Annotated in this window: 19 protein-coding genes; 7 read left to right on the top strand and 12 right to left on the bottom strand. The window is 59.7% G+C overall.

Annotated features, from left to right (window positions below):
• Positions 1 to 56 precede the first annotated feature (56 nt).
• Entirely contained in the window at positions 57 to 443 is a 387-nt protein-coding gene (locus tag MWC30_RS06485; protein ID WP_244083348.1) for a Rid family detoxifying hydrolase, read from the bottom strand.
• A gap of 99 nt (positions 444 to 542) precedes the next feature.
• Positions 543 to 797: a hypothetical protein gene (locus MWC30_RS06480; RefSeq protein ID WP_244083347.1), complete on the bottom strand. Its 255-nt coding sequence runs from the start codon at positions 795 to 797 to the stop codon at positions 543 to 545.
• A gap of 521 nt (positions 798 to 1,318) precedes the next feature.
• Between MWC30_RS06480 and MWC30_RS06475 the strand changes: the two genes are divergently transcribed.
• The 4 genes from MWC30_RS06475 to MWC30_RS06460 all read left to right on the top strand — a co-directional run bounded on the left by MWC30_RS06475 (position 1,319) and on the right by MWC30_RS06460 (position 5,216).
• Positions 1,319 to 2,533: a glycosyltransferase family protein gene (locus MWC30_RS06475; protein ID WP_244083346.1), complete on the top strand. Its 1,215-nt coding sequence runs from the start codon at positions 1,319 to 1,321 to the stop codon at positions 2,531 to 2,533.
• Positions 2,524 to 3,774, top strand: a complete 1,251-nt coding sequence (locus MWC30_RS06470) for a glycosyltransferase family 4 protein (protein ID WP_244083345.1) — start codon at positions 2,524 to 2,526, stop codon at positions 3,772 to 3,774. The genes MWC30_RS06475 and MWC30_RS06470 overlap by 10 nt, the downstream gene beginning before the upstream one ends.
• A complete protein-coding gene (locus MWC30_RS06465) occupies positions 3,771 to 4,889 on the top strand; it encodes a glycosyltransferase family 4 protein (RefSeq protein WP_244083344.1) in 1,119 nt (372 codons plus the stop codon). Before MWC30_RS06470 ends, MWC30_RS06465 begins: the two co-directional genes overlap by 4 nt.
• 147 nt (positions 4,890 to 5,036) lie before the next feature.
• The gene (locus MWC30_RS06460; protein ID WP_244083343.1) at positions 5,037 to 5,216 is read left to right on the top strand and encodes a hypothetical protein; all 180 of its coding nucleotides are present in this window, start codon (positions 5,037 to 5,039) and stop codon (positions 5,214 to 5,216) included.
• A 304-nt stretch (positions 5,217 to 5,520) separates the two neighbouring features.
• Here MWC30_RS06460 and MWC30_RS06455 read toward each other — a convergent pair whose 3' ends face one another.
• Both MWC30_RS06455 and MWC30_RS06450 read right to left on the bottom strand, forming a co-directional pair.
• On the bottom strand, positions 5,521 to 6,501 hold the full coding sequence (locus MWC30_RS06455; RefSeq protein ID WP_244083342.1) for a DUF882 domain-containing protein: 981 nt from the start codon (positions 6,499 to 6,501) through the stop codon (positions 5,521 to 5,523).
• A 102-nt stretch (positions 6,502 to 6,603) separates the two neighbouring features.
• Positions 6,604 to 7,278, bottom strand: coding sequence for a thermonuclease family protein (locus MWC30_RS06450; RefSeq protein ID WP_244083341.1), 675 nt, complete (start codon positions 7,276 to 7,278; stop codon positions 6,604 to 6,606).
• A gap of 114 nt (positions 7,279 to 7,392) precedes the next feature.
• On the opposite strand from MWC30_RS06450, the gene MWC30_RS06445 reads away from it, so the two are divergent.
• From MWC30_RS06445 to MWC30_RS06435, 3 genes are all read left to right on the top strand, one after another.
• Positions 7,393 to 7,638, top strand: a complete 246-nt coding sequence (locus MWC30_RS06445; protein WP_244083340.1) for a hypothetical protein — start codon at positions 7,393 to 7,395, stop codon at positions 7,636 to 7,638.
• A 95-nt stretch (positions 7,639 to 7,733) separates the two neighbouring features.
• Positions 7,734 to 10,124, top strand: a complete 2,391-nt coding sequence (locus MWC30_RS06440; protein WP_244083339.1) for a VIT domain-containing protein — start codon at positions 7,734 to 7,736, stop codon at positions 10,122 to 10,124.
• 7 nt (positions 10,125 to 10,131) lie between these two features.
• Positions 10,132 to 11,400, top strand: coding sequence for an MFS transporter (locus MWC30_RS06435; RefSeq protein ID WP_244083338.1), 1,269 nt, complete (start codon positions 10,132 to 10,134; stop codon positions 11,398 to 11,400).
• Between the two features lie 16 nt (positions 11,401 to 11,416).
• Here MWC30_RS06435 and MWC30_RS06430 read toward each other — a convergent pair whose 3' ends face one another.
• The 8 genes from MWC30_RS06430 to MWC30_RS06395 all read right to left on the bottom strand — a co-directional run bounded on the left by MWC30_RS06430 (position 11,417) and on the right by MWC30_RS06395 (position 19,961).
• Positions 11,417 to 12,553: a radical SAM protein gene (locus MWC30_RS06430; protein WP_244083337.1), complete on the bottom strand. Its 1,137-nt coding sequence runs from the start codon at positions 12,551 to 12,553 to the stop codon at positions 11,417 to 11,419.
• A 62-nt stretch (positions 12,554 to 12,615) separates the two neighbouring features.
• The gene (hypE, locus tag MWC30_RS06425) at positions 12,616 to 13,626 is read right to left on the bottom strand and encodes a hydrogenase expression/formation protein HypE (RefSeq protein WP_244083336.1); all 1,011 of its coding nucleotides are present in this window, start codon (positions 13,624 to 13,626) and stop codon (positions 12,616 to 12,618) included.
• Positions 13,627 to 13,638: 12 nt separating this feature from the next.
• On the bottom strand, positions 13,639 to 14,730 hold the full coding sequence (hypD, locus tag MWC30_RS06420; RefSeq protein ID WP_244083335.1) for a hydrogenase formation protein HypD: 1,092 nt from the start codon (positions 14,728 to 14,730) through the stop codon (positions 13,639 to 13,641).
• An 18-nt stretch (positions 14,731 to 14,748) separates the two neighbouring features.
• Complete coding sequence (gene hypF / locus MWC30_RS06415; RefSeq protein ID WP_244083334.1) at positions 14,749 to 17,094, bottom strand: carbamoyltransferase HypF; 2,346 nt, start codon at positions 17,092 to 17,094, stop codon at positions 14,749 to 14,751.
• 148 nt (positions 17,095 to 17,242) lie between these two features.
• Positions 17,243 to 17,914 (bottom strand): hydrogenase nickel incorporation protein HypB, encoded by a 672-nt coding sequence (hypB, locus tag MWC30_RS06410; protein WP_244083333.1) that lies wholly within the window; start codon positions 17,912 to 17,914, stop codon positions 17,243 to 17,245.
• On the bottom strand, positions 17,883 to 18,359 hold the full coding sequence (hypA, locus tag MWC30_RS06405; protein WP_244083332.1) for a hydrogenase maturation nickel metallochaperone HypA: 477 nt from the start codon (positions 18,357 to 18,359) through the stop codon (positions 17,883 to 17,885). Before hypA ends, hypB begins: the two co-directional genes overlap by 32 nt.
• Before the next feature lie 15 nt (positions 18,360 to 18,374).
• Positions 18,375 to 19,337 (bottom strand): protein-glutamate O-methyltransferase CheR, encoded by a 963-nt coding sequence (locus MWC30_RS06400; protein ID WP_244083331.1) that lies wholly within the window; start codon positions 19,335 to 19,337, stop codon positions 18,375 to 18,377.
• A 66-nt stretch (positions 19,338 to 19,403) separates the two neighbouring features.
• Complete coding sequence (locus tag MWC30_RS06395) at positions 19,404 to 19,961, bottom strand: bifunctional 2-polyprenyl-6-hydroxyphenol methylase/3-demethylubiquinol 3-O-methyltransferase UbiG (protein WP_244083330.1); 558 nt, start codon at positions 19,959 to 19,961, stop codon at positions 19,404 to 19,406.
• Positions 19,962 to 20,151: the final 190 nt, after the last annotated feature.

Genomic DNA, 20,151 nt, shown 5'->3' with positions numbered 1-20,151 from the left:
ACGCGAGAAAAATAACAAATGGTTACAAAGGGATCAAGAAGAATCACTGCTTCCGCCTATGCGCCACGAAATGCCGCGCATTTGACCTCGACGTGGGCGCCCCTCGGCAGTCCTTTGACTTCCACAACCGCCCGGGCGGGCTTGTGCTCTGAAAAGACTTCGGAGTAGATGCTGTTGAAGCTGGAAAACTGAGCCATATCCGTAATGAAAACGTCCACGGCCACGACATTCGTCAAGGCAAAGCCTGCAGCTTCGACGATGCTCCTTAGATTTGCGAGCGCCTGGCGGGCCTGGTCGCCGAAACCCTCTCCGACCATTTCCCCCGTCGCCGGCTTCAAGCCGAGCTGCCCACTGACGAAAAGCCATCCTCCTGCCACGATACCCTGCGAATAGGGTCCAATGGCCGCTGGAGCCCGGTCTGTCTGTATGACCTTCATACTCATTGCCGTCAATGCCCTCCTCTTTTAGAAACGACTGTTCACCACATTATGGCTCGGATGGGCTCAGGCACTTCAGCGCCTGAGCCGCAGAGCCACTTACCTTCAGGAGCCCGATTCAAAGTTCTGGATGAACTGCCCGATCTGCACTCCCAGGTAAACGCACTCTATTCCATCCAGACAATCATCGGCGTCCTTTTTCTCCAAATGAGTCGTCAATACATGAGGGCCCTTGGATAGCTTCACCACCCACGCACTCTTATGGTCATCATAATCCAGGGCGAGATCCAGGTTATGCTTGTCAATTTCCCTGTACATCTCTCTCAATTTACCTTCCAATGTCTTTTTATCCGCGCTCATGGGGACCTCCTTCTTCTGACGTTTTAGACGATCTTCGGCTGAAAAATATAGAAGTCTACCACCAGGCAACCGTTCTTACGTGTATCAGCTTACAATAAGCAGTCTGCGGTCGAATGCCAGAGGAAAACTTGTCCGTTCGATCTTTCCCCACCGGAAGAGCTGAAATCTTTATTGCCATGAATTCACATAAAAACTATTATGCCCTCGTTCCATCCGACTTTCACGCTTCTGGCAGGGAATAGACACTCGCCCTGACTCTCCATTCCTATCGCTACCGCCCTCAGACAGGAATGACGAGCCGGATACGCCCGGGAGCAGGTCAATCTTGTTGATCTAACGCTCTATCGTCATTCCGGCGAAAGCCGGAATCCAGGAAGATACAGACTTTTGGGACCCCGGTTTTACCGGGGTGACGTCAGGTCAACAACATTGTGGGAGGGGGTCTGAGGGTTACCTGGAACAACTGCTGCCTGTCGATACCTTTTCATGCGAAAGTCGTCAGCCACTGGGAAGAAGCGGACTTGAATCTTCAGACCCCTTATAAAATCCTCATGTATTCCCATGATACCTATGGTCTGGGTCATATCCGCAGGTGTCTGGCCATGGCGCGCAGTCTGAGCAAGACTCCGGCCAACATCCTCCTGCTGACGGGCTCCCCCCTGGCGGGGCGGTTCAAAATTCCCCGACGCATCGATTTTGTCCGCATCCCCGGCATGATCAAGGTGACCCACGAGCAGTATCTCCCCCTCTCCATGAAACTGGAAGCGGCGGAAGTGCTGGAAATCCGAAAAAGCATCATCCTGGCGACGGCCAAGGCCTTCCAACCCGACTTTTTCATCGTGGACAAGGCTCCCCTTGGGTTGAAGCGGGAAGTGGTGGACACGCTGCTCTGGCTGAAGAGCGAATTCCCCTGCTGCCAATCCATCCTGGGGCTCAGGGATATCATGGACAGCGCGGAGTCCACCATCGACGACTGGAGCAGCAAGGACATCTATGAAGCCATGGACCAGCTTTACCATGAAATCTGGGTGTACGGCTGCCGGGACTTCTACGATCCCATCCTGGAATACGCCATTCCGCCTCATGTGGCCCAAAAGATCCACTTCACGGGATACATCCCCAGACAGGTCCCATCCCCCGAGGATATCCAGGCCACACGCAGGTCCCTGGGAATCTCCGCAGAGGATAAGCTCATCGTCGTCACCACGGGGGGCGGAGCCGACGGCCAACCGGTCGTCAACACGTTCCTCAAGGCTTTCGATGCCTCCCTGGGAGGAGTTCCCAAGCACACCCGGGTCGTTATTGTCACAGGCCCATTCATCTCCCCCCGGGATTACCAGGAAGTCGTCAAGCAGTGCGAGTCTCTGCGCTTCACAACCCTCAAGTTCTACCGTTCCATGGAGCGGCTCATCGGGGCCGCTGCCGTCGTGGTGAGCATGGGCGGGTACAATACCGTCTGTGAAATTGCGAGTCAGAAAAAGCCGTTTCTCATTGTCCCCCGAACCGTGCCGCGGGAAGAGCAGCTCATTCGGGCCCAGGTTCTTTGTTCCAGGGGGTTCTGTGATTACCTGCATCCCCGCGAATTGACACCTGCCACGCTGCGGGAGAAAGTCCTGACCCTTCTCCACAATGGCTCGTCCTGCCGCCGGAAGATGGGGCAGTTTCCATTCACAGCCCTGGAGGTCATCCGCAAGCGCATCCTCGACCACAAACGCTGTGAGCAGAAATGCATCTGAATCCCAACCACCTGGGCATGATCCTCAAGGGCTATCCCCGCATTTCCGAAACCTTCATCAGTAGAGAAATCCTGCTCCTGGAATCTCTCGGCATCCCCATCCGTATCTTTTCCCTGAGGCAGCCACGGGAGGACTTCAGCCACGAGCACGTGAAGGAAATCCAGGCCTCCGTCAGCTATATGCCCGAGTACGTCCTTCCCCACTGGAGAAGGCTCCTGGAAAGCAATCGCCTGCTTTGGAGGCGTCTTGGGAGTCATTACACGCAATGCCTCACCCGGGCAATCCTGAGGGCCTGCGAAAGGAAAAAGACCGCCACCGTGCGCCATTTTCTCCAGGCCGGGCACCTGGCGGCGACTGAGCTCCTGGGCTCTCCCGTGAAGCACCTGCACGCCCATTTCTGCCATACTCCGACGTCCGTGGCCTATTTCGCCTCCGAGCTCACCGGCCTGCCCTTCAGCTTCACCGCCCACGCCAAGGACATCTATACTTCCGAGCCCGAACAGCTCGCCCGAAAAATCCGTCGGGCGCAATTTGTCGTCACCTGCACGGAATACAATGCCCGTTACCTGCGGAGACTGCTGAACGGCAGCGCGGATACCCCTCCCATCCACACCGTTTACCACGGCATTGACATCGAATTCTTCCAGTTTGCTCCCCATCCGCCCCCGGCCCCTCCCTGCCGGATACTCTCCATCGGCCGGCTGGTGGCCAAGAAGGGTTACGACGATCTGCTGAAGGCCTTGAGTCTCCTGGCCGGGAGCGACTTCGATTTTCGCTTCATCCACATTGGAAGCGGAGAAGATGGTGCGCAGATCAAGGCCCTCGCCCATGAGCTGGGTCTGAGCTCCAAAGTGGAGTTTCTCGGCACCCTCCCTCATGAAGAAGTCCTCGCCCATTACCGCGGCGCCCATGTCTTCGCACTGGCCTGCAAGGTGGCCGAAAACGGAGACCGGGACGGCATCCCCAACGTGCTGGCAGAGGCCATGGCCGTGGGCCTTCCCGTCGTCACCACGGAGGTTTCTGCCATTCCTGAGCTGGTGGAGGACGGAATCACGGGACGACTTGTGCCTCCCGGCGAGCCCGCCGCCATGGCCGAGGCCATCCGGGAAGTTCTCCTCCAGCCGGAAGAGCCCCTTCGACGTGCCGAGCAGGCGCGAAAGCGGGTGGAAGCGCACTTCGACAACCGGCAGTGCGTGAAGCAGCTGCATGCCCTTTTCCAGCAAGCCCTCGCCGGACCGTGAAGATCGCCTTCTACTGCCCCAACAAGCCCCTTCTTCATCCACACCCCTCCGGAGATCTCGTCATCGCCCGCGGAATCGCCGAGGAATTGAACCGAGCCGGTCATACCTGCCGGGAAATGGTGACCTTTCGTTCGCGCTGGTTCTGGAAATCCCGGCGTGGATGGAGGAACGCGCTGGAAGGGCTCAGGGCAGCCTGGAGGACCACGCGGGCCTTTCACCCCGACGTGTGGCTCACCTATCACACCTACTACAAGTCCCCCGACATCCTGGGACCCCTCATCAGTCGTCTTCAGAACATCCCTTACGTTCTCTTCCAGCCCATGTACGCCACCAAATGGCGCAAAAGGACTGAAACCCGCCCCGGTTTCGCCCTCAACCGCTTCGCCCTCATGACGTGCCGCCATGCCTTCGCCAACAACCAGGACGACCTGGAAGCCCTGCGAAGGGTTCTCCCCGACGAGAAGCTCACCTACCTGCCACCCGGGATCTTCCCCGAAGATTTTCAGAGGAACGAAGCCGCCGGCAGAACGTTACGCGCCCTTTACGGAATAGCCCCCGACACCCCGCTGCTCCTCTCCGTGGCCCGCTTCAGGCCGGGGGTAAAATTCGAGAGTCTCGTCTACCTCTTCAATGCTTTGGCTCTCGCGCGAAAAATGGGGCAGGACTTCATCTGCCTGGTGGCGGGAGATGGAGCGATGGAAGCCGAGCTGCGAATGCTGGCGGAATCAGTCCTTCCCCGCCGAGTGATCTTTACGGGGCGAGTCGCCCGTGGGGAGCTTCACCGATTTTACTCCGCGGCGGATCTTTTTGTCTTCCCGGGGATCGGAGAATCCCTGGGCATGGTTTTCCTGGAAGCTCAGGCCTGCGGGCTGCCCGTCGTCGCACTGAACACGGGAGGAATTCCCCAGGTGGTGCAGGCCGGCCTCACGGGCCTCCTGGCTCCCCAAGACGGAGGAGAAGCCATGGCTCAAGCGATCCATTCCCTGCTGCGCGACCCCGGGAGGCGTGCAGCGCTGGCTGCCGCAGGCCCCACCTTCATCCGGGACGAAAGAAACCTGCATCGAAACTACCTGGAGCTCGCCCGCAAGCTGGAGCGCATTGCTTTTGGGCGTTGAGGCAACGCCGGATCCCAGTTCAAGTCCGTATCTGCGGGCGGAAGATGGCGTTTGATTTTAGTGATCGGATATTATAGTATTTTTATATTCAATGTCGTGACAATGACCTTTGGTAAGCTCAGTTTTGATAGAGAGGAGTGAGGTAAGATGGCTGAAAAGAGAGAGATGTGCACTTGCACAAATTGCGGCAACGAAGCTGAAATGGTCGTAACTTGCCAGTTGATCGATGTCGAGGAAGAGGGCAAGATCAAAAAGAAGCAAAAAGAGACCCACAAATGCACCGTTTGCGGCAATGAAGCGGACATGATCATTGATTTCGATGAATAGAGCGATCCCGAATGTCTTGAGGCTACAACGGGGCAGCGTTTCCTCCGAAGCGGTGGGAGAGGCTTCCCGGCCCAATCCATCGCTTTCGTAGGTTCTGAGTGTTGTACTGCAAATGGTTAAAATGTTGACTTGTGTAGGAGCGGCTTCCAGCCGCGATTTTATGGGGAGCCGACTACTTCTGTCGCGGCTGGAAGCCGCTCCTACCGGATCATCAGTAAGTCAGGATCCCATCCGTTTGGGGTATACAGAGAGCGGCTCCCCCCTGGAGAAAAGCCCCCGTTGCAGCAGTGCCCGGATGTAAGCTTCATGCACCCGGACGCATTATTTCCATTATTTCCACCGTGTTGGAGACGACGGACCCCGGCATGGTCGGAAAGGGACTCCTGCAGAATTCCACTTTGATGCGGTATCGCCCCGGACGCAGCTGCGCCGGCACCGTGAGATTCATGAAGCGGGCAGCCCTGCGGTCGTCAACCATGGAGCAATCGGCCTCGGCGGCGGTCTCCAGGCGTGCTTCCGCCACGGTTTTCTCTTCGCCCGAATCCGCCAGGAAAGTCACGGTGGGCTTGACCCCAAACCCAAAATCACTCACCGAGGAAAAAGAAAGGCGCAGCGGGTCGCCGATCCTGTAACGGTCGTAATCCGTGGTCAGGTAAATGCGGCGGTTCTGCTCGCTTTCGGTGGTTCTCACTTTTGAGGTCGCCGCTTCCCAGAACCTCGGCTTTCCGGAATCCAGGTGAATGGACTTGCCTCCGTAATGCCCCACCCCACAGCAATCCCGGTTTCGAATGAGCTCCCACAACTCCTTCCCGTCCACCCCGTCCAGGTAAAAATCCAGGGCCATCCCGTCCAGATGCTGGCTGGTCCTGGCCGCATTGGCGCCCTTGTCTCTCAGTTTGTTGTTGTATTCGGGGCTGCGGTAGCCGGAGATCATATGGATCGTCTTTCCAGGCCCGGCAAGATCGGTAAAATAGTCCAGCATGAACAGGAGTCGGGGGGAAATATGCTCCCCTTTTTCAGAGGTTGGAAAACCGAACACCTCATCGATTTTTCTCAGGCCGGCTTCATTGAGAGACCCATCGGCGTTGAGGATGCTCACTTCCGCGTAACTCCCGTCATGCATGTTCTCAATAGCGAGTCGCCCGTCCCCCATCATGAAGAAACGGTCGGCCGCCGCTTCCGACGGCATCGCGCCCCACGAGAGGCAAAAACCTAAAGCGACTAGCAACATGGGAATTGAGGGCAGGGACATGCAGAATCCATTCGCAACCTTCTCCACTTTCACGGGAAACTCCTTTCCGGTCCAAATGCGGTAATGGTATATAAAAACGATTCAGCGAAAACAAAGCCTTTTGTTCAAACACACAGGGGGAATCCTCATACCGGGCTACGGATTACAGCTCTTGCACGGTCGATAGCCGGCTCTCAGGGCGGCGTCACGGGTCCAGAAATTTGCCGTGCAGCGCTTGCAGTTGTACTGGTCGCAGTCGCGCTCGTGAAAAACCCGGCTGGAGGTGTTGCCGTGGTAGGGAGCCAATCCGCTGAAAACCGTTTTCTCCCCTGTTTTTGAACCGGGGGACTCTGCCTTTTCTTCGCGCCGGTATTCCCACGGCGGCATCGGATTCTTTGCTGACCAGAGACCCCGCCCGGCGGTTCGGGCCTCTTCCTGCAGCCGGTACCACTGTCGACAGAACGGCTGGTGGCAGTAGCGCGTGAAGACCCATGCGAGACCGGCCCGGACCATTTCTTCATTCAGGCAGCGGCCATCAGCGGTGACCACCCCAACCGTACGTCCGAACTGATCCACATCCATCGGCTCGATTTTCAATTCACCCCTGGAAAGAAGCCGGGTAAGAAGAGCTTTCGATTCCTCGCTGAAATCCTGGTCCCATTCCGGTGCGTCGACGCCGTAGAGCCTCACCTCTTTTTCGCCATGGGAGGTGCGGATGGCAAAGGAATCTCCATCTTTGACGTCGATGCGCGGGTTTTCCCCCCACCCGCTGCAGGGAAGGAGTATAAGAAACGCAGCGATCACCGCAAGGCACGTGCTCCGAAGCATCATGGGCTGAAATACCTTGTCCTTTGGAAGAAACAGAAAGCAGGGTCTTTGACGAATAAAAATGATTTTAGCGGGATTCCTGCAAAATTCAAGAAAACCCGGAATTGGAAATATCCTATGAATATCTATATCTGGCGCCACAGCAAGAAATTTTCCAGCTGGTCCATGTTTGATGAGCCTCATATTTATCAGGACAACTACATGCACGCCGAAGTCATCGTCCTGGCGTCATCCCGGGAGGAGGCCCTGGAACTGATCCAGGAAGACCCCCATTGGAATATTGCGGAGCTGCAGCGCATCGAGCCTCTCGTTCTGGAGCTCGACCGGCCGACTGTCTTGAGCAGGCACGTCAGCTTTGGGTGAACCTCTTTTTCCGGGCTGGCAAAGCTTTTGCTCCTATCATCCCCATTGGATTGTTTGCCTTGGATTTGACCTTTCACACACAGAGGGAGAAGAAAATGAGACGCTTTCTCCATACAGCATTGGCGGGGCTCCTGTTCCTGTGCTCGATCCTGGCAGCACATGGTGCATGTGCCGCGGATCAACTGGAACAGGCGGACAAGACCCTGTCACCCTATTTTTTCGTCAAGAGCGACGACCCCGCCGTCGACCAAATGCCCCTGCAGTCCACGTCGGCGCAGGTGAACATCGCTGGGGTCATCGCCGACGTCCGGGTGACCCAGGTCTACAAGAATGAAGGCAAAAAGCCCCTGGAAGCGCTGTATGTCTTCCCTGCGTCGACACGGGCGGCTGTTTACGGAATGAAGATGACCATCGGGGAACGGACCATCACGGCCCAGATCCGCGAACGCGAAGAAGCGCGGCGCGAATACGAAACGGCCAAACAGGAGGGCAAGAGCGCCTCCCTCCTGGAAGAACAGCGGCCCAATGTTTTCCAGATGAATGTCGCCAATATCCTTCCCGGAGACATCATTCGCGTGGAGCTGAGCTACACGGAATTTCTCTCTCCCACCGACGGAATTTACGAATTCGTCTACCCCACCGTCGTGGGTCCCCGTTACACGCATCCGTCCGAGCCACCGGCTCCCTTGACGTCATCATCGCCATCCTCCTCCTCGGAAAAATGGGTAGATAATCCCTACCTGCACCAGGGAGAACCGGCTTCCTACACCTTCGATGTGCAGGTAAGCCTCTCCACGGGTCTGCGGCTCCAGGAGGTGACCTGTCCCTCTCACAAAGTGTCCACCCGATACGAGAGCCCATCCCTCGCCGTCATCCAGCTGGCAAACGAGGAAAAATCTTCGGGCAACCGGGATTTTATCGTCAGGTACAAACTGGCCGGGGAAAAGATCGCTTCGGGCTTGCTGCTCTACAAGGGAGAAACTGAAAATTTCTTCCTCCTCATGGTGCAGCCTCCCAAACGCATCACCCCCGATGCGATCCCTCCCCGCGAATACATTTTCATCGTGGATGTGTCCGGCTCCATGCACGGATTCCCCCTCGACATTTCCAAGCAGCTCATGAAAGACCTGCTCAGTCATTTACGCCCGGCAGACCGGTTCAATGTGCTCCTGTTCGCGGGAGGCTCGTCCCTGCTGTCGGAAAAGTCCCTCTCCGCCACGGAAGAGAATATCGGGCGAGCTCTGCAAGTCATCTCTGAGCAACGAGGCGGAGGAGGAACGGAGCTCCTTCCGGCCCTTCAGCGGGCCCTCGCCCTGCCGAAATCCGAAGGCCATTCCCGTTCCATCGTCATTGCAACGGACGGTTTCGTCAATGTGGAAACGGAAAGCTTCGATCTCATTCGCAGCAGTCTGGGAAAGGCCAATCTCTTTGCCTTCGGCATCGGGTCCAGCGTCAACCGCTTCATCATCGAAGGCATGGCGCGCGCCGGCATGGGAGAGCCCTTCGTGGTGACGAAGCCGGAGCAGGCCGCCGGCCAGGCTGAAAAATTTCGCAAATACATCGAAGCGCCTCTCTTGACGGGAATCCGCATGGACACCGGCGGATTTCAGGCCTACGAGGTGGAGCCGCCCGCCATTCCGGACGTCCTGGCGGAACGGCCGGTGACGGTCTTCGGCAAATGGCGGGGAGACCCCCGTGGCAGGATCACTCTAGAGGGGCATGCGGGCAAGCAGAAATTTACCCAGGCGGTGGATGTCGGCGCGGTGCAGCCTCTTGACGTGAACGCTCCCCTCCGCTACCTGTGGACCAGGCAGCGTATCGCAACCCTTTCGGATTACAACCGCATCCAGCCCGACGACGGGCGGGTTGCCACGGTGCGGGAGCTGGGGCTACGGTACCATCTGCTGACCGCCTACACCTCCTTCGTGGCCGTGGACACCCTGGTCCGGCGCACCGGGGACCCTGGTACGACTGTCCAGCAGCCGCTGCCCCTGCCCGAAGGGGTTTCCGACCTGGCATTGGGGCGCTCCATGCAGGTTGCCGCTCCCCGGAGCATGCTCGCCATGGAGAAAACTCCTCCGACACCTCATGGAGCCAAAGCAGACCTCAAGGGAAAGGAAAACGAAGGCATGCCCATCCCGGGCCGGGGCTCAGTCCATGAGGTCAACGAGGAAATGACCGTATCTCGAGGGCTTTCGCGTGAAGCCGTGGTAGAAACGGTGCGTCGGCATCTCCCTGAAATGGAAAAGTGCTACGAGATCGCCCTGCGGAAGGATCCCTCCCTCAAGGGCGGGATGATCTTGAAGTTTGAGCTGGATGCCAAAGGAACCGTTCGGAAGGTTCAGATCATTTCCAGCGAGATGGCATCGACAGATTTGGAGGCCTGCCTGAAGGAGCGCCTGAAAACCTGGAAATTCCCTTCCCTGACGGAGGGAGACACTGCGGAAGTCACGTACCCCTTCATTTTTGGGCTTCCAGAGGAATAGACTTTCCATGCGCAACTGGATCAGCGTTTACGGCAATCGGCGGGTGCTCAGCCTCCTCGGTCTCGGCTTTTCTTCGGGGCTGCCCCTCGCCCTGACAGCCTCCACCCTCCAGGCATGGATGGCAAGCGAAAAGGTCGATCTCGCCCTCATCGGCATTTTCTCTCTCGTCGGTCTGCCATACACCATGAAGGTCTTGTGGGCCCCCCTCATGGACCGCTTCACTCCGCCCTTTCTCGGCCGGCGCCGGGGATGGATTCTCATCACGCAGACCCTGCTGGCCCTGGGCATACTGGCCTTGGGCCTCTCGTCACCCGTCTCCATGCCCTGGGCGGTGGCCTTCCTGGCGGTGGCCATCGCGTTTTTCAGCTCCAGCCAGGACATCGTCATCGATGCCTATCGCGCCGACGTCTTGAAGGAGCGGGAACTGGGCGCGGGCGCCGCCACAACCGTGGTGGGATACCGCATCGCCCTCATTGTCTCCGGCGCCGTCGCCATGATTCTGTCGGATCACCTTCCCTGGCGGGTCGTGTATGGGCTCATGGCGGGCATCATGCTCCTCTGCACGGCCTTCACCCTGTGGGCGCCGGAGCCCACGGAAAGAGCGATCGCTCCCCGGAGCCTGAAGGAAGCCGTGTGGGGACCTCTGACGTCTTATTTCCGCCGCTCGGGGGCGGTGGAAATGCTCTGCTTCATCATGCTCTACAAGCTGGGAGACGCCATCGCGGGAGCCATGACCACTCCTTTCCTCCTCGAGCTGGGGTTTACGCGAACGGACGTGGGCACAGTGAACAAGGCTTTCGGGCTGCTGAGCACCATTCTGGGGACCCTGGCCGGGGGCGGCATCATCGCCAAAATGGGTATCAACCGCGCCCTGTGGCTCTTTGCCTTCCTCCAGGCCTTTTCAAACCTGGCCTTCACGGGACTGGCCCTGGTGGGAAAGCATTACGCCGTCATGGTGGCGGCCATCGGCCTGGAGAACATCTGCGGGGGTATGGGCACGGCGGCCTTCGTCGCCTTCATGATGAGCCTGTGCGACAGGAAATTTTCCGCCACCCAGTACGCCCTGCTGACAAGCCTCATGGCCGTCACGCGGGTCCTGGCCGGCGTCCCCACCGGCTACATGGTCAATTCCCTGGGTTGGGCTCAGTTTTATGCCGTGAGTGTGCTCGGAGCCCTTCCGGGCATTTTGCTGCTTCCACGTTTTGCTCCGTGGAATGGGGGGGCTGGGAAGGGTTTTGGCGAGAAGGAAGCCGAGCCGGTGAGTGCCGGGCGGTGATAGCTCGGGCAGGCTTTCAGTGGATCAAATGACGATTTCCCAACCGCACGCGCCGCAAGCCCGCTTCCTTCGCCGCATTGAGGCAGGCTTCAGCCTGGTTCCGGGACGTCGTGGGAAAATCTTCCAGGCAGAAATGGGGGGCGAACGCCAGGAGGGCATAAGGGATGTCCGGACTGTGGCCGGCGATGAAGGAGGCGATGCGATAGACCTCCTCCTCACCCACATAGCCCGGAACCAGGACCGTGCTGGCCACGAGGAGAGGCGGTTCCAGGCGCAGGGAAGCCCATTCGGCCGCCCTGGAGAAGTTGTCGAGCACCCTCCGATTGTCACATCCGCACAGCGCTTCGTGAATCCGCTGGTTCCACGCCTTGATGTCCGCCTTGATGCAGCCCCCCGATTCCAATGACAGGCGCGCCATGGGCTTGAGCCAGGCCGGGTGCATGCTCAGGTTGGTTTCCCAGCAGAAGCGCAGGATTCGGCCGGCGCAGCACCGTTTCATGGCTTCCGCCGCCCGGAGGGCATAGGGCAGCTGCGGGATGGGGTCTCCCCCGAAAAAACAAACGCAGCTGGTTTCGCCGCTGACTTCCTGCACGAGGGAATCCACGGAGCGCCATGCCCCTGGGGAGACTCCCGTCTTTTTGAAAGACCAGTTCTGGCAATAGAGGCAATTGAAATTGCATCCCTCGAAGAAGACCGCGAGATTGTAAAAGCCCACTTCCGTTCCGCAGTCATGGGCAAACCGGGGATATCCGGCTCCTGTTCCTCCCGGGCAGACCCAGTCGGCTACGCAATTGGTGGGAAGCGGGTCGTAATAGCAGGAAACACGCGCCATGGAACGTCCGTCCCGCCGGAAGGCTGCCCTGTCGCCCGTGCGCACGCCGCAATATCCTATGTCCTCCCGTCCCATGCGGCATTCGTGCAGGCAGAGGTTGCAGGAAAGTCCTCCCTCCGCACGCGGAGGAACGATCGGGAGATCGAACACCTTTCGGGACCGCGAGTGGATGGCCAGGACCCGTTCCCGGCTTTCTTCCCAGCGGTCCTTGATGCATTCCGGGCAGACCTCCAGGCCGCCTCCGATTCCCGTCATCTGTTTTCCGCAGACCAGGCAAACCGGTGCGGCACTGCCGGACCTTCCGGGTCCTTTGATCAGCATGAAGTCCTCAATGCTTCCTCTCTGTCTGGCGATTCCAGCGTCATGTTGGAAAACCGGGCTTCTCAGCAAATTCTCGGGAGCTGTTCGCCCCGGAGCATATCCAAAAGGCGGTGGCCCCCGATGCGTGTCCTCAGGAAGACTCGGCCGGAGTCTTCGGCAATGACTTCGCCGATGCGGCGCGCATTTTGACCGAGGGGATGCTTACGCAGGGTCTGAAGCAGCACTTCGGAGTGCCGGGCCGGGGCCAGGATCAGCATCTTCCCTTCGTTGGCCACGTAAAGCGGATCCAGCCCGAGAAGCTCACAGGCCCCCGCCACGTCCTCACGTACAGGCAGGGATGCTTCTTCCAGGCGGATGCCCACGCCGGATTGGACGGCGATCTCGTTCAACGTGGTCGCCACCCCGCCCCGCGTCGGGTCGCGCAGCACGTGAATCTCCGGGCAGACTTCCAGGAGGGCTCCCACCAGGCCGTTCAAGGGAGCGCTGTCGCTCCGGATTTCATTTTCGAAGGCCAGCCCTTCCCGCTTGCACAAAACCGCCATGCCGTGATCCCCAATGGTGCCGTTGATGAGAACCGCATCCCCCGGTCGAGCGTACTGCCCCCCGATGGAAATCCCTGGAGGCACCACACCGACCCCCGCCGTGTTGATGAAAATCTTGTCCGCCTTTCCCCGCGGCACCACCTTGGTGTCCCCGGCCACAATGAAGACCCCGGCTTCACGGGCGGCCTCGGCCATGGATCCCACGATTTCGCGCAGCAATGGGAACGGCAGCCCTTCTTCCAGGATGAAGCCCGCCGTCAAATAAAGCGGTCTGGCCCCGCTCATGGCCAGATCGTTCACCGTCCCATGCACGGCAAGGCTGCCGATATTCCCGCCCGGGAAGACTACAGGGTCCACCACGTAGGAATCGGTGGTCATGGCCATGCGGCCGTTTTCCACCTGCAGGAGGGCACTGTCGTTCATTTCCAGGAGGTATTCGTTCCGGAAGGACTGAACGAAAAGCTCCCGCACGAGCTCATGCGTCGCCCGCCCCCCGCTCCCCTGGTCCAATTGTACCGTTGCCGGCTCCATTTCTTTTCTTCCTCAAGTCATCTGATACCGGTAATACGCCCCGCAGGTACCCTCACCCGAAACCATGCACGGCCCCTTGGGATCCTGGGGGGTACACACCTTGCGGAAGAGCCCGCACTCAGGAGGGGTCAGGATTCCCCGCAGAACCTCCCCACAGCGGCAGCCGGGATGCTCCTTCACCTGGATTTCGGGCATGGAAAAGCGTTCCGCCGCATCGTAATCCTTCCATGCGTCCCGCACCTTCAGGCCGCTCTGTGGAATTTCCCCCAGGCCGCGCCAGGTACTATCGACCGGTTCAAAGATTTCTTCCAGGAGGTGCTGAGCGGCCAGGTTCCCTTCCCAGCTGACGGCGCGCCGGTAGGGATTCAGGACTTCGGCCCGTCCCTGCTCCACTTGGTCCACCAGCAGAGTGATCCCCTGGAGCAGATCCAGCGCTTCGAAGCCCGTGACGACGCATGGGATATGGTAGCGGGAAACGATTTCCTCGTAAGCCTTCGCACCGATGATGGTGCTCACATGTCCCGGGCAGAGAAAGCCGTCCAACTGCTGATCCCGTGCGTCCAGCAGGGCGCGCATGGCGGGCGGGAGAAGCTTGTGAGCGGAAAACACGGAAAAATTGTCCATGCCTTCGGCCGCCGCCTGTCGAATGGCCGCCGCCACCGTCGGGGCCGTCGTTTCAAAGCCGATCCCCAGGAACACGACCTGCCTGCCGGGATTTTCGCGGGCAATCTGGAGCGCATCGAAGGTAGCGTACACCATGCGTACATCCGCCCCCTTGCTCCGCTCCATGTGAAGCGAAGAAGACGAGCCCGGCACGCGCAGCAGGTCCCCGAAGGTGGTGGTGATGACTCCGGGCTGCCGGGCGAGCCAGACGGCACGGTCGATGTCCTCATTTGCCGTGACACACACGGGGCATCCCGGACCGCTGATGAGCTGGATGAACGCGGGGAGCAGCTGCCGCAGCCCCAGCCGGAAGATGGACACCGTATGCGTCCCACAGATCTCCATCAGCTTCATGGGGGGGCCCTCGCGGCTGCGGCGCTGCAAAGCCTCCAGGAGACGCTTCGCCGTCTGAGGGTCCCGATACTCGTCCAGGTATTTCAAATCACTGCTCCTTATCCATCACATGAGGGCGGGATGGCGCCGGTCCATATGGCCTCGCTGCACGTTCTGCTCTCCACCCGCCATGAGCCATTCCCGCGCCACATGGGCCTGCCCGAGGGCGATGCACGCGTCGTTGGTCGGGACTTCACGATGGCTGAAGACTTCCAGTCCCAGCTTCACCAGGGCTTCGTGCAAATGCTCAAAAAGGTAGGCATTCTGGAAGACGCCGCCGCTGAGGGCCACGCGGGTCGTTCCGGACGCTTCGGACGCGCGCCGGACCCCTTCGGCCAGGAGGGCCACCAGACCGTTGTGAAAGCGGGCGGAAACGACTCCCGGCAATTCCCGCCTCAAGACGTCCCCAGCCACTTGGGCCACCAAGGGAAACGGGTCCAGGATGAAGATCCCCCCCTCGCGGTTCACGACTCCGCTGTAGCTTCCCCCATCCGGCTCCAGAACCTGCTCCAGCTCGATCGCTGCCTGCCCTTCGTACGTGACACGATCCCGTAGGCCGACGAGGGCGGAAACCGCATCGAAGAGCCTCCCGCACGACGAAGTGAGGGGCGTGTTGAACCTCTTCTGGAGCATTTGCAGGAGGACCTTCACCTTGCCGGCAGACCATCGCTGTACGATCCCTTCGAATCGTTCGAGACACCCTCCGGAATCCAGGCTCCACAGGTAGGCCAGTGCCATGCGCCACGGCTCCCGGATGGCCTGACCGCCCCCGGGCAAGGGGACCTGGCGAAAATGCCCCAGGCGCTGGAAACGGTGTCCGTCCACCCACAGGATTTCCCCGCCCCAGATCGTCCCATCCGTGCCCAGGCCCGTACCGTCCAAGGCCAGGCCGAGCACCGGTCCCGCCAGGTGGTTCTCCGCCATCACCGATCCAATGTGAGCATGGTGATGCTGCACGGGAAGCAGGGGAAGGTCCGGTCGCGCCACGGCCCACTGGGTGCTGAGGTAATCCGGGTGCAGGTCGTGAGCGATGCACCGGGGCTCGATTTCCAGGATGCGCTGCAGATGGGCAACCGTCTTTTCAAAGGAATGAAGTGTTTCGAGGTTTTCCAGGTCCCCGATGTGCTGGCTGAGAAATGCCTCCCGCCCGCGGGTCAGGCAGACGGCGCTTTTCAGCTCCGCACCCACTCCCAGGACCGACGGTCCCGGCTCGCGCAGGAAGACCGGTGCGGGAACATAGCCGCGGGCCCTGCGCAGGGGACGGGGCTTTCCACCGAGGACCCGCGCCACGGAATCATCGCAGCGCATGTAAATGTCCCGGTCGTGCAGCAGGAAACAGTCCGCTATGCCGACGAGGCGCTCACGGGCTTCTTCGTTGCCCGCGACCATGGGCTCATCGCTCTGATTTCCGCTCGTCATGACGAGGGCATCGTAAGAGCCACCGTCAAAGAGCAAAAAATGCAGCGGAGTGTAGGGCAGAAAGGCTCCCAGGAACCGGTTGCGGGGCGCCACGCCGGGAGCTATCCCCGGCCGTCCGCCTCCCTCATGTACTTTGAGCAGAACGATCGGCCGTTGAGGACTTTCCAGGAGGCTTGTCTCCTCCCGGGTCACCTGGCAGACTTCCCGCACGGCGTTCAGGTTTGAAAACATGACAGCGAAGGGCTTTTCTTCCCGGATCTTCCGCGTGCGCAGCCGGTTCACCGCCTCCGCATCGTCGGCCCGCACCGCCAGGTGAAAGCCTCCCAGCCCCTTCACCGCCACAATGGCCCCGGAGCTCAGGCGGCTCACGGCCTGCCGCAAGGCGTCATCCCCTTCCGCCACCCGTCGCCCCACCGGGTCTTCCAGCCACACACGGGGGCCGCATTCCCGGCACGCATTGGGCTGCGCATGAAAACGGCGGTCCATGGGGTCGTCGTACTCGGCCCGGCAGGCTGGGCACATGGCAAAAGAAGCCATCGTGGTCGTGTCTCGATCGTAGGGGATATCCTTGATGATGGTGTAACGCGGGCCACAGTGGGTGCAATTGATGAAAGGATAGCGGAAGCGGCGGTTTTGGGGATCGTTCAGCTCACGGAGGCAGTCGCTGCAGGTGCAGACATCGGGAGCCATCAGGGTCGAACGCGCCGCCATGCTTTCGCTCGCCAGGATCGCGAAGGACTCTTCGGGTGAAAACTCCCGCTCCCCCACCTGGAGGTCCACAATACGAGCCAGGGGCGGCGCCTGGGAGGGGAGATCGCGCAGGAAAGCCTGGACCCCATGGGAAGAGCCGGCCACTTCCAGCTCCACCCCGTTGGAATCGTTCCTGACCCAGCCTCCCAAGCCCCACCGCTGAGCCAGCTGATAGACGAAAGGCCGGAACCCCACTCCCTGGACGATGCCGCGAACACGTACCCTGACGCGACGCTTCTCCATGTTCCATTCCCCCGTCCTCAAGACTTTTACCACCATCAACCAGAACATACAGGACGCTGACAAACGCTGAGGTTCGCAGACGAACGCTGAAAAAATAGAGGAATAAGGGGACGATCAGCGAAAGTCAGCGCGCGCCAGCCTGCGTCCTTCAGCGTCCCCCCTTAACTTCCAGGACCTTGCCTTCCAGCCAGGAAAGCCAGGACTCGAGGCCTTCGCCCGTGCGGCACGAAACGTCGAAAATTTCCTGCCTGCCGTTGAGCCGGCGCGCCCGCTCATGGATCTTCGAGACATCACAGTCGATGTAGGGGAGCAGATCGATTTTGTTGACCAGCAGAACCGTCGAAAGCTGAAACATGAGGGGATATTTGAGGGGCTTGTCGTCTCCTTCGGTGACGCTGAGGATCATGACCTTGTCGTGCTCCCCCAGGTTGAACTCGGCGGGACAGACGAGATTGCCCACGTTTTCGATGATGAGGAGATCCACGTCCCGGAGGTCCAGGGATTCCATGGCGATCTGGATCATGTTGCCGTCCAGGTGACACCCGCCGTCGGTATTGATCTGGACCGCCTGCACCCCCTTGCTCTGAATGCGCTCGGCATCGTAGGAGGACTGGAGGTCTCCTTCGATGACGGCCATTTTCAGGCGGCCCGCCAGGCCTTCGATGGTCTTTTCCAGGAGCGACGTTTTGCCGGCTCCCGGCGAGCTCATGAGATTGATCACGAAAATGCCCGCATCGTCGAAGCGCCTGCGGTTTTCGGCCGCCAGCCGGTCATTGGCCTGCAGGATATTACGAACTACAGGAACCTTGATCTGAGTCATCTTCCCCTCCCAATTCGCCCTCGATGCTCATGACGGCAAGGTCCCTCCCGCTCACCAGCTCAAGAGTCGGCTCGCCGCACTGGGGGCACGAAAACAGATGGTTTTCCACTTCAAAAAGAATATCGCAGCGGGAACAGCGGGCCACCACGGGAACCGTTTCGATTTCCAGCCGGGCGCCCTCGGCGAGAGTGTCCCTGCTCACCATTTCAAAGCAAAACGTGAGGGAATCCGGGACGACGGCCGCCAGCTCCCCCACCTGGAGCCGGATGACCTTCACCTGCTCCAGGGCGTGCTTCCGCCCTTCTTCCATCACGATTTCCAACAGGCTCTGGGCGATGGACAACTCATGCACAGCCAGGTCCTCCCGATCCTCGCGCCTTCCCCCAAACAGCGACGGACCCGGGTCCGCAGCCGTGAATCCACAAAAGACGTTGGGAATTAACACGGAGCCTTCCAAGGGTCAAGACTTGGGGGCGTCTTTGCCCGCGGGCTCTGCCTGCCGCACCCAAATGCACTTGCACAGTGGCGATTGAAGGAGGGGTGTGTTGACGGGCGGAAGGACCTCGTTGTTTCCCACCACCAGGAGGCCTCCCGGGCGGAGGGAACCGAGCATCCGGTCCAAGACCGGCCCGCTGATGGGGGGGAGATAGTAAGTGAGGAGATTGTTTCGGACCAACAGTACATCCACGACGTCCAGAGGGGGAGCGTCCGCCGTGAAATCGTGCAGCCGCCATTGAATGGACCCTTTCAGTGGCGGCAGGACCTCAAACCCTGTCTCGACGAGGCAAAAATAATCCTGGAGCCATTCCGGAGGCACCTCTTTGAGGCTTCCCGGCGGGTATTTCCCGGCCCGGGCCCGCTCGAGAACCTCCGGGTTCATATCCGTCGCGTACAGGGCAAGGGGTGGGAGCCTCAGCTCCAGGGTTCTGGCAGCCTCCCAGAGGATCTTGAAGCTGTAAACCTCCTCCCCGCACGCGCACCCGGCGAACCAGACCCGGAATTCCTGTTCACTCTTTCCGGCCCACCGAGGAAGGAAATACTCTCTCAGAACACTCCACAATTTCCGGTCTCGAAAAAAACGGGAGATGGAGACGGTGAGGAGCTCCCGGGCAGTCCGCTCCTCCGAGGGGTCTTCGGTGATTTTCTGCAGATACGCCTCGACATCCATACAGCCATGGAGAGCCATCCGGCGCCCCAGCCTGCGCTTCACTCCCTTGCGCACCCGGCGGTATCCCGACCAGGAAAGCTGAAAATGCTGGAGGAGCGTTCGAAACCCCTCGTCATCCAGATGGAATCCAGGCGCCTCCTCCAAAGCAAGCCGCGCTTCTTTTGTCCGGTCATGGCAGGGGACTGTGCCGGATTTCAGCGCGTTCGATCGATCCGGACTCTCTGCTGCATGGCCCTCCATTCTTTTCGTCTCCAAGGGATGTCTCCATTGCCGGGGCCGAACAAGGCAAATCTCCTCAAGACCGGTCTCATGCCGAGGCCCTCAGGGCTTCCTGCAAACGAGCTGAGCCATGGCGCGCGGCGGATCGTCCAGGATTCCTTCGAAATCATGAAGAATTTCCCAGTCGCTGAAAAAGCTTCTCAGCTCGCCGGGCTCCAGCAGGTGCTCGGCCCTCCGGGGCCGGCCGAATTGCCGCTGCGCCACCGTGAAGGTTTCATAGACGAGAATACCGGAGCTCTTGAGAGCCTTCCGAATGCAGTGCATGAGGGGCCTGTGGAGGTAGCGGAACACGAGGATGGCCCCGTAACGGTCTTCCGGCAGCGGGTTGTCGTCGGGCTGCTCCAGGTCCACCTGCCAGGTGCGAATGACGGCCCCCTCCTCCCTGGCCTGCTCCTCGGCACGATCCAGCGCATCCCGGGACACGTCGCAACAGGTCACATCCAGCCCTTGGAGCGCCAGGAAAATGCCGTTCTGCCCCTCGCCCGAAGCCAGGTCGAGGACCGGCCCGGGCAGAACCTCCGGACGGAGCAGAGGAGCAAACTTCACCAGCAGCTCCGCCGGCAGGGACAGGTGATGAGTGTGGCCTGTATCTTCAGCCATGGGGTCTCCTTTCTCCCTGTTTTCAGTTCGAGTTCGTTGGAAAGCTAAGTACCCAAGCAAATGTTTTCAAACAAAGTTGATATGATGAACGAAATCGGATAAGTGATATTACGATGTTAATGTCAAAGCCTCTACGAGGAGCCTGCGTGAAGTACGTAAAGCCATTATCCGAAGCCGAATTGATCACACT

The sequence above is a fragment of the Desulforhabdus sp. TSK genome, from assembly GCF_022836495.1.
Lineage (GTDB): Bacteria > Desulfobacterota > Syntrophobacteria > Syntrophobacterales > Syntrophobacteraceae > Desulforhabdus.
The sequence above is the reverse complement of the archived record's forward strand: the minus strand, read 5'-3'. Positions and strand labels throughout refer to the sequence as shown.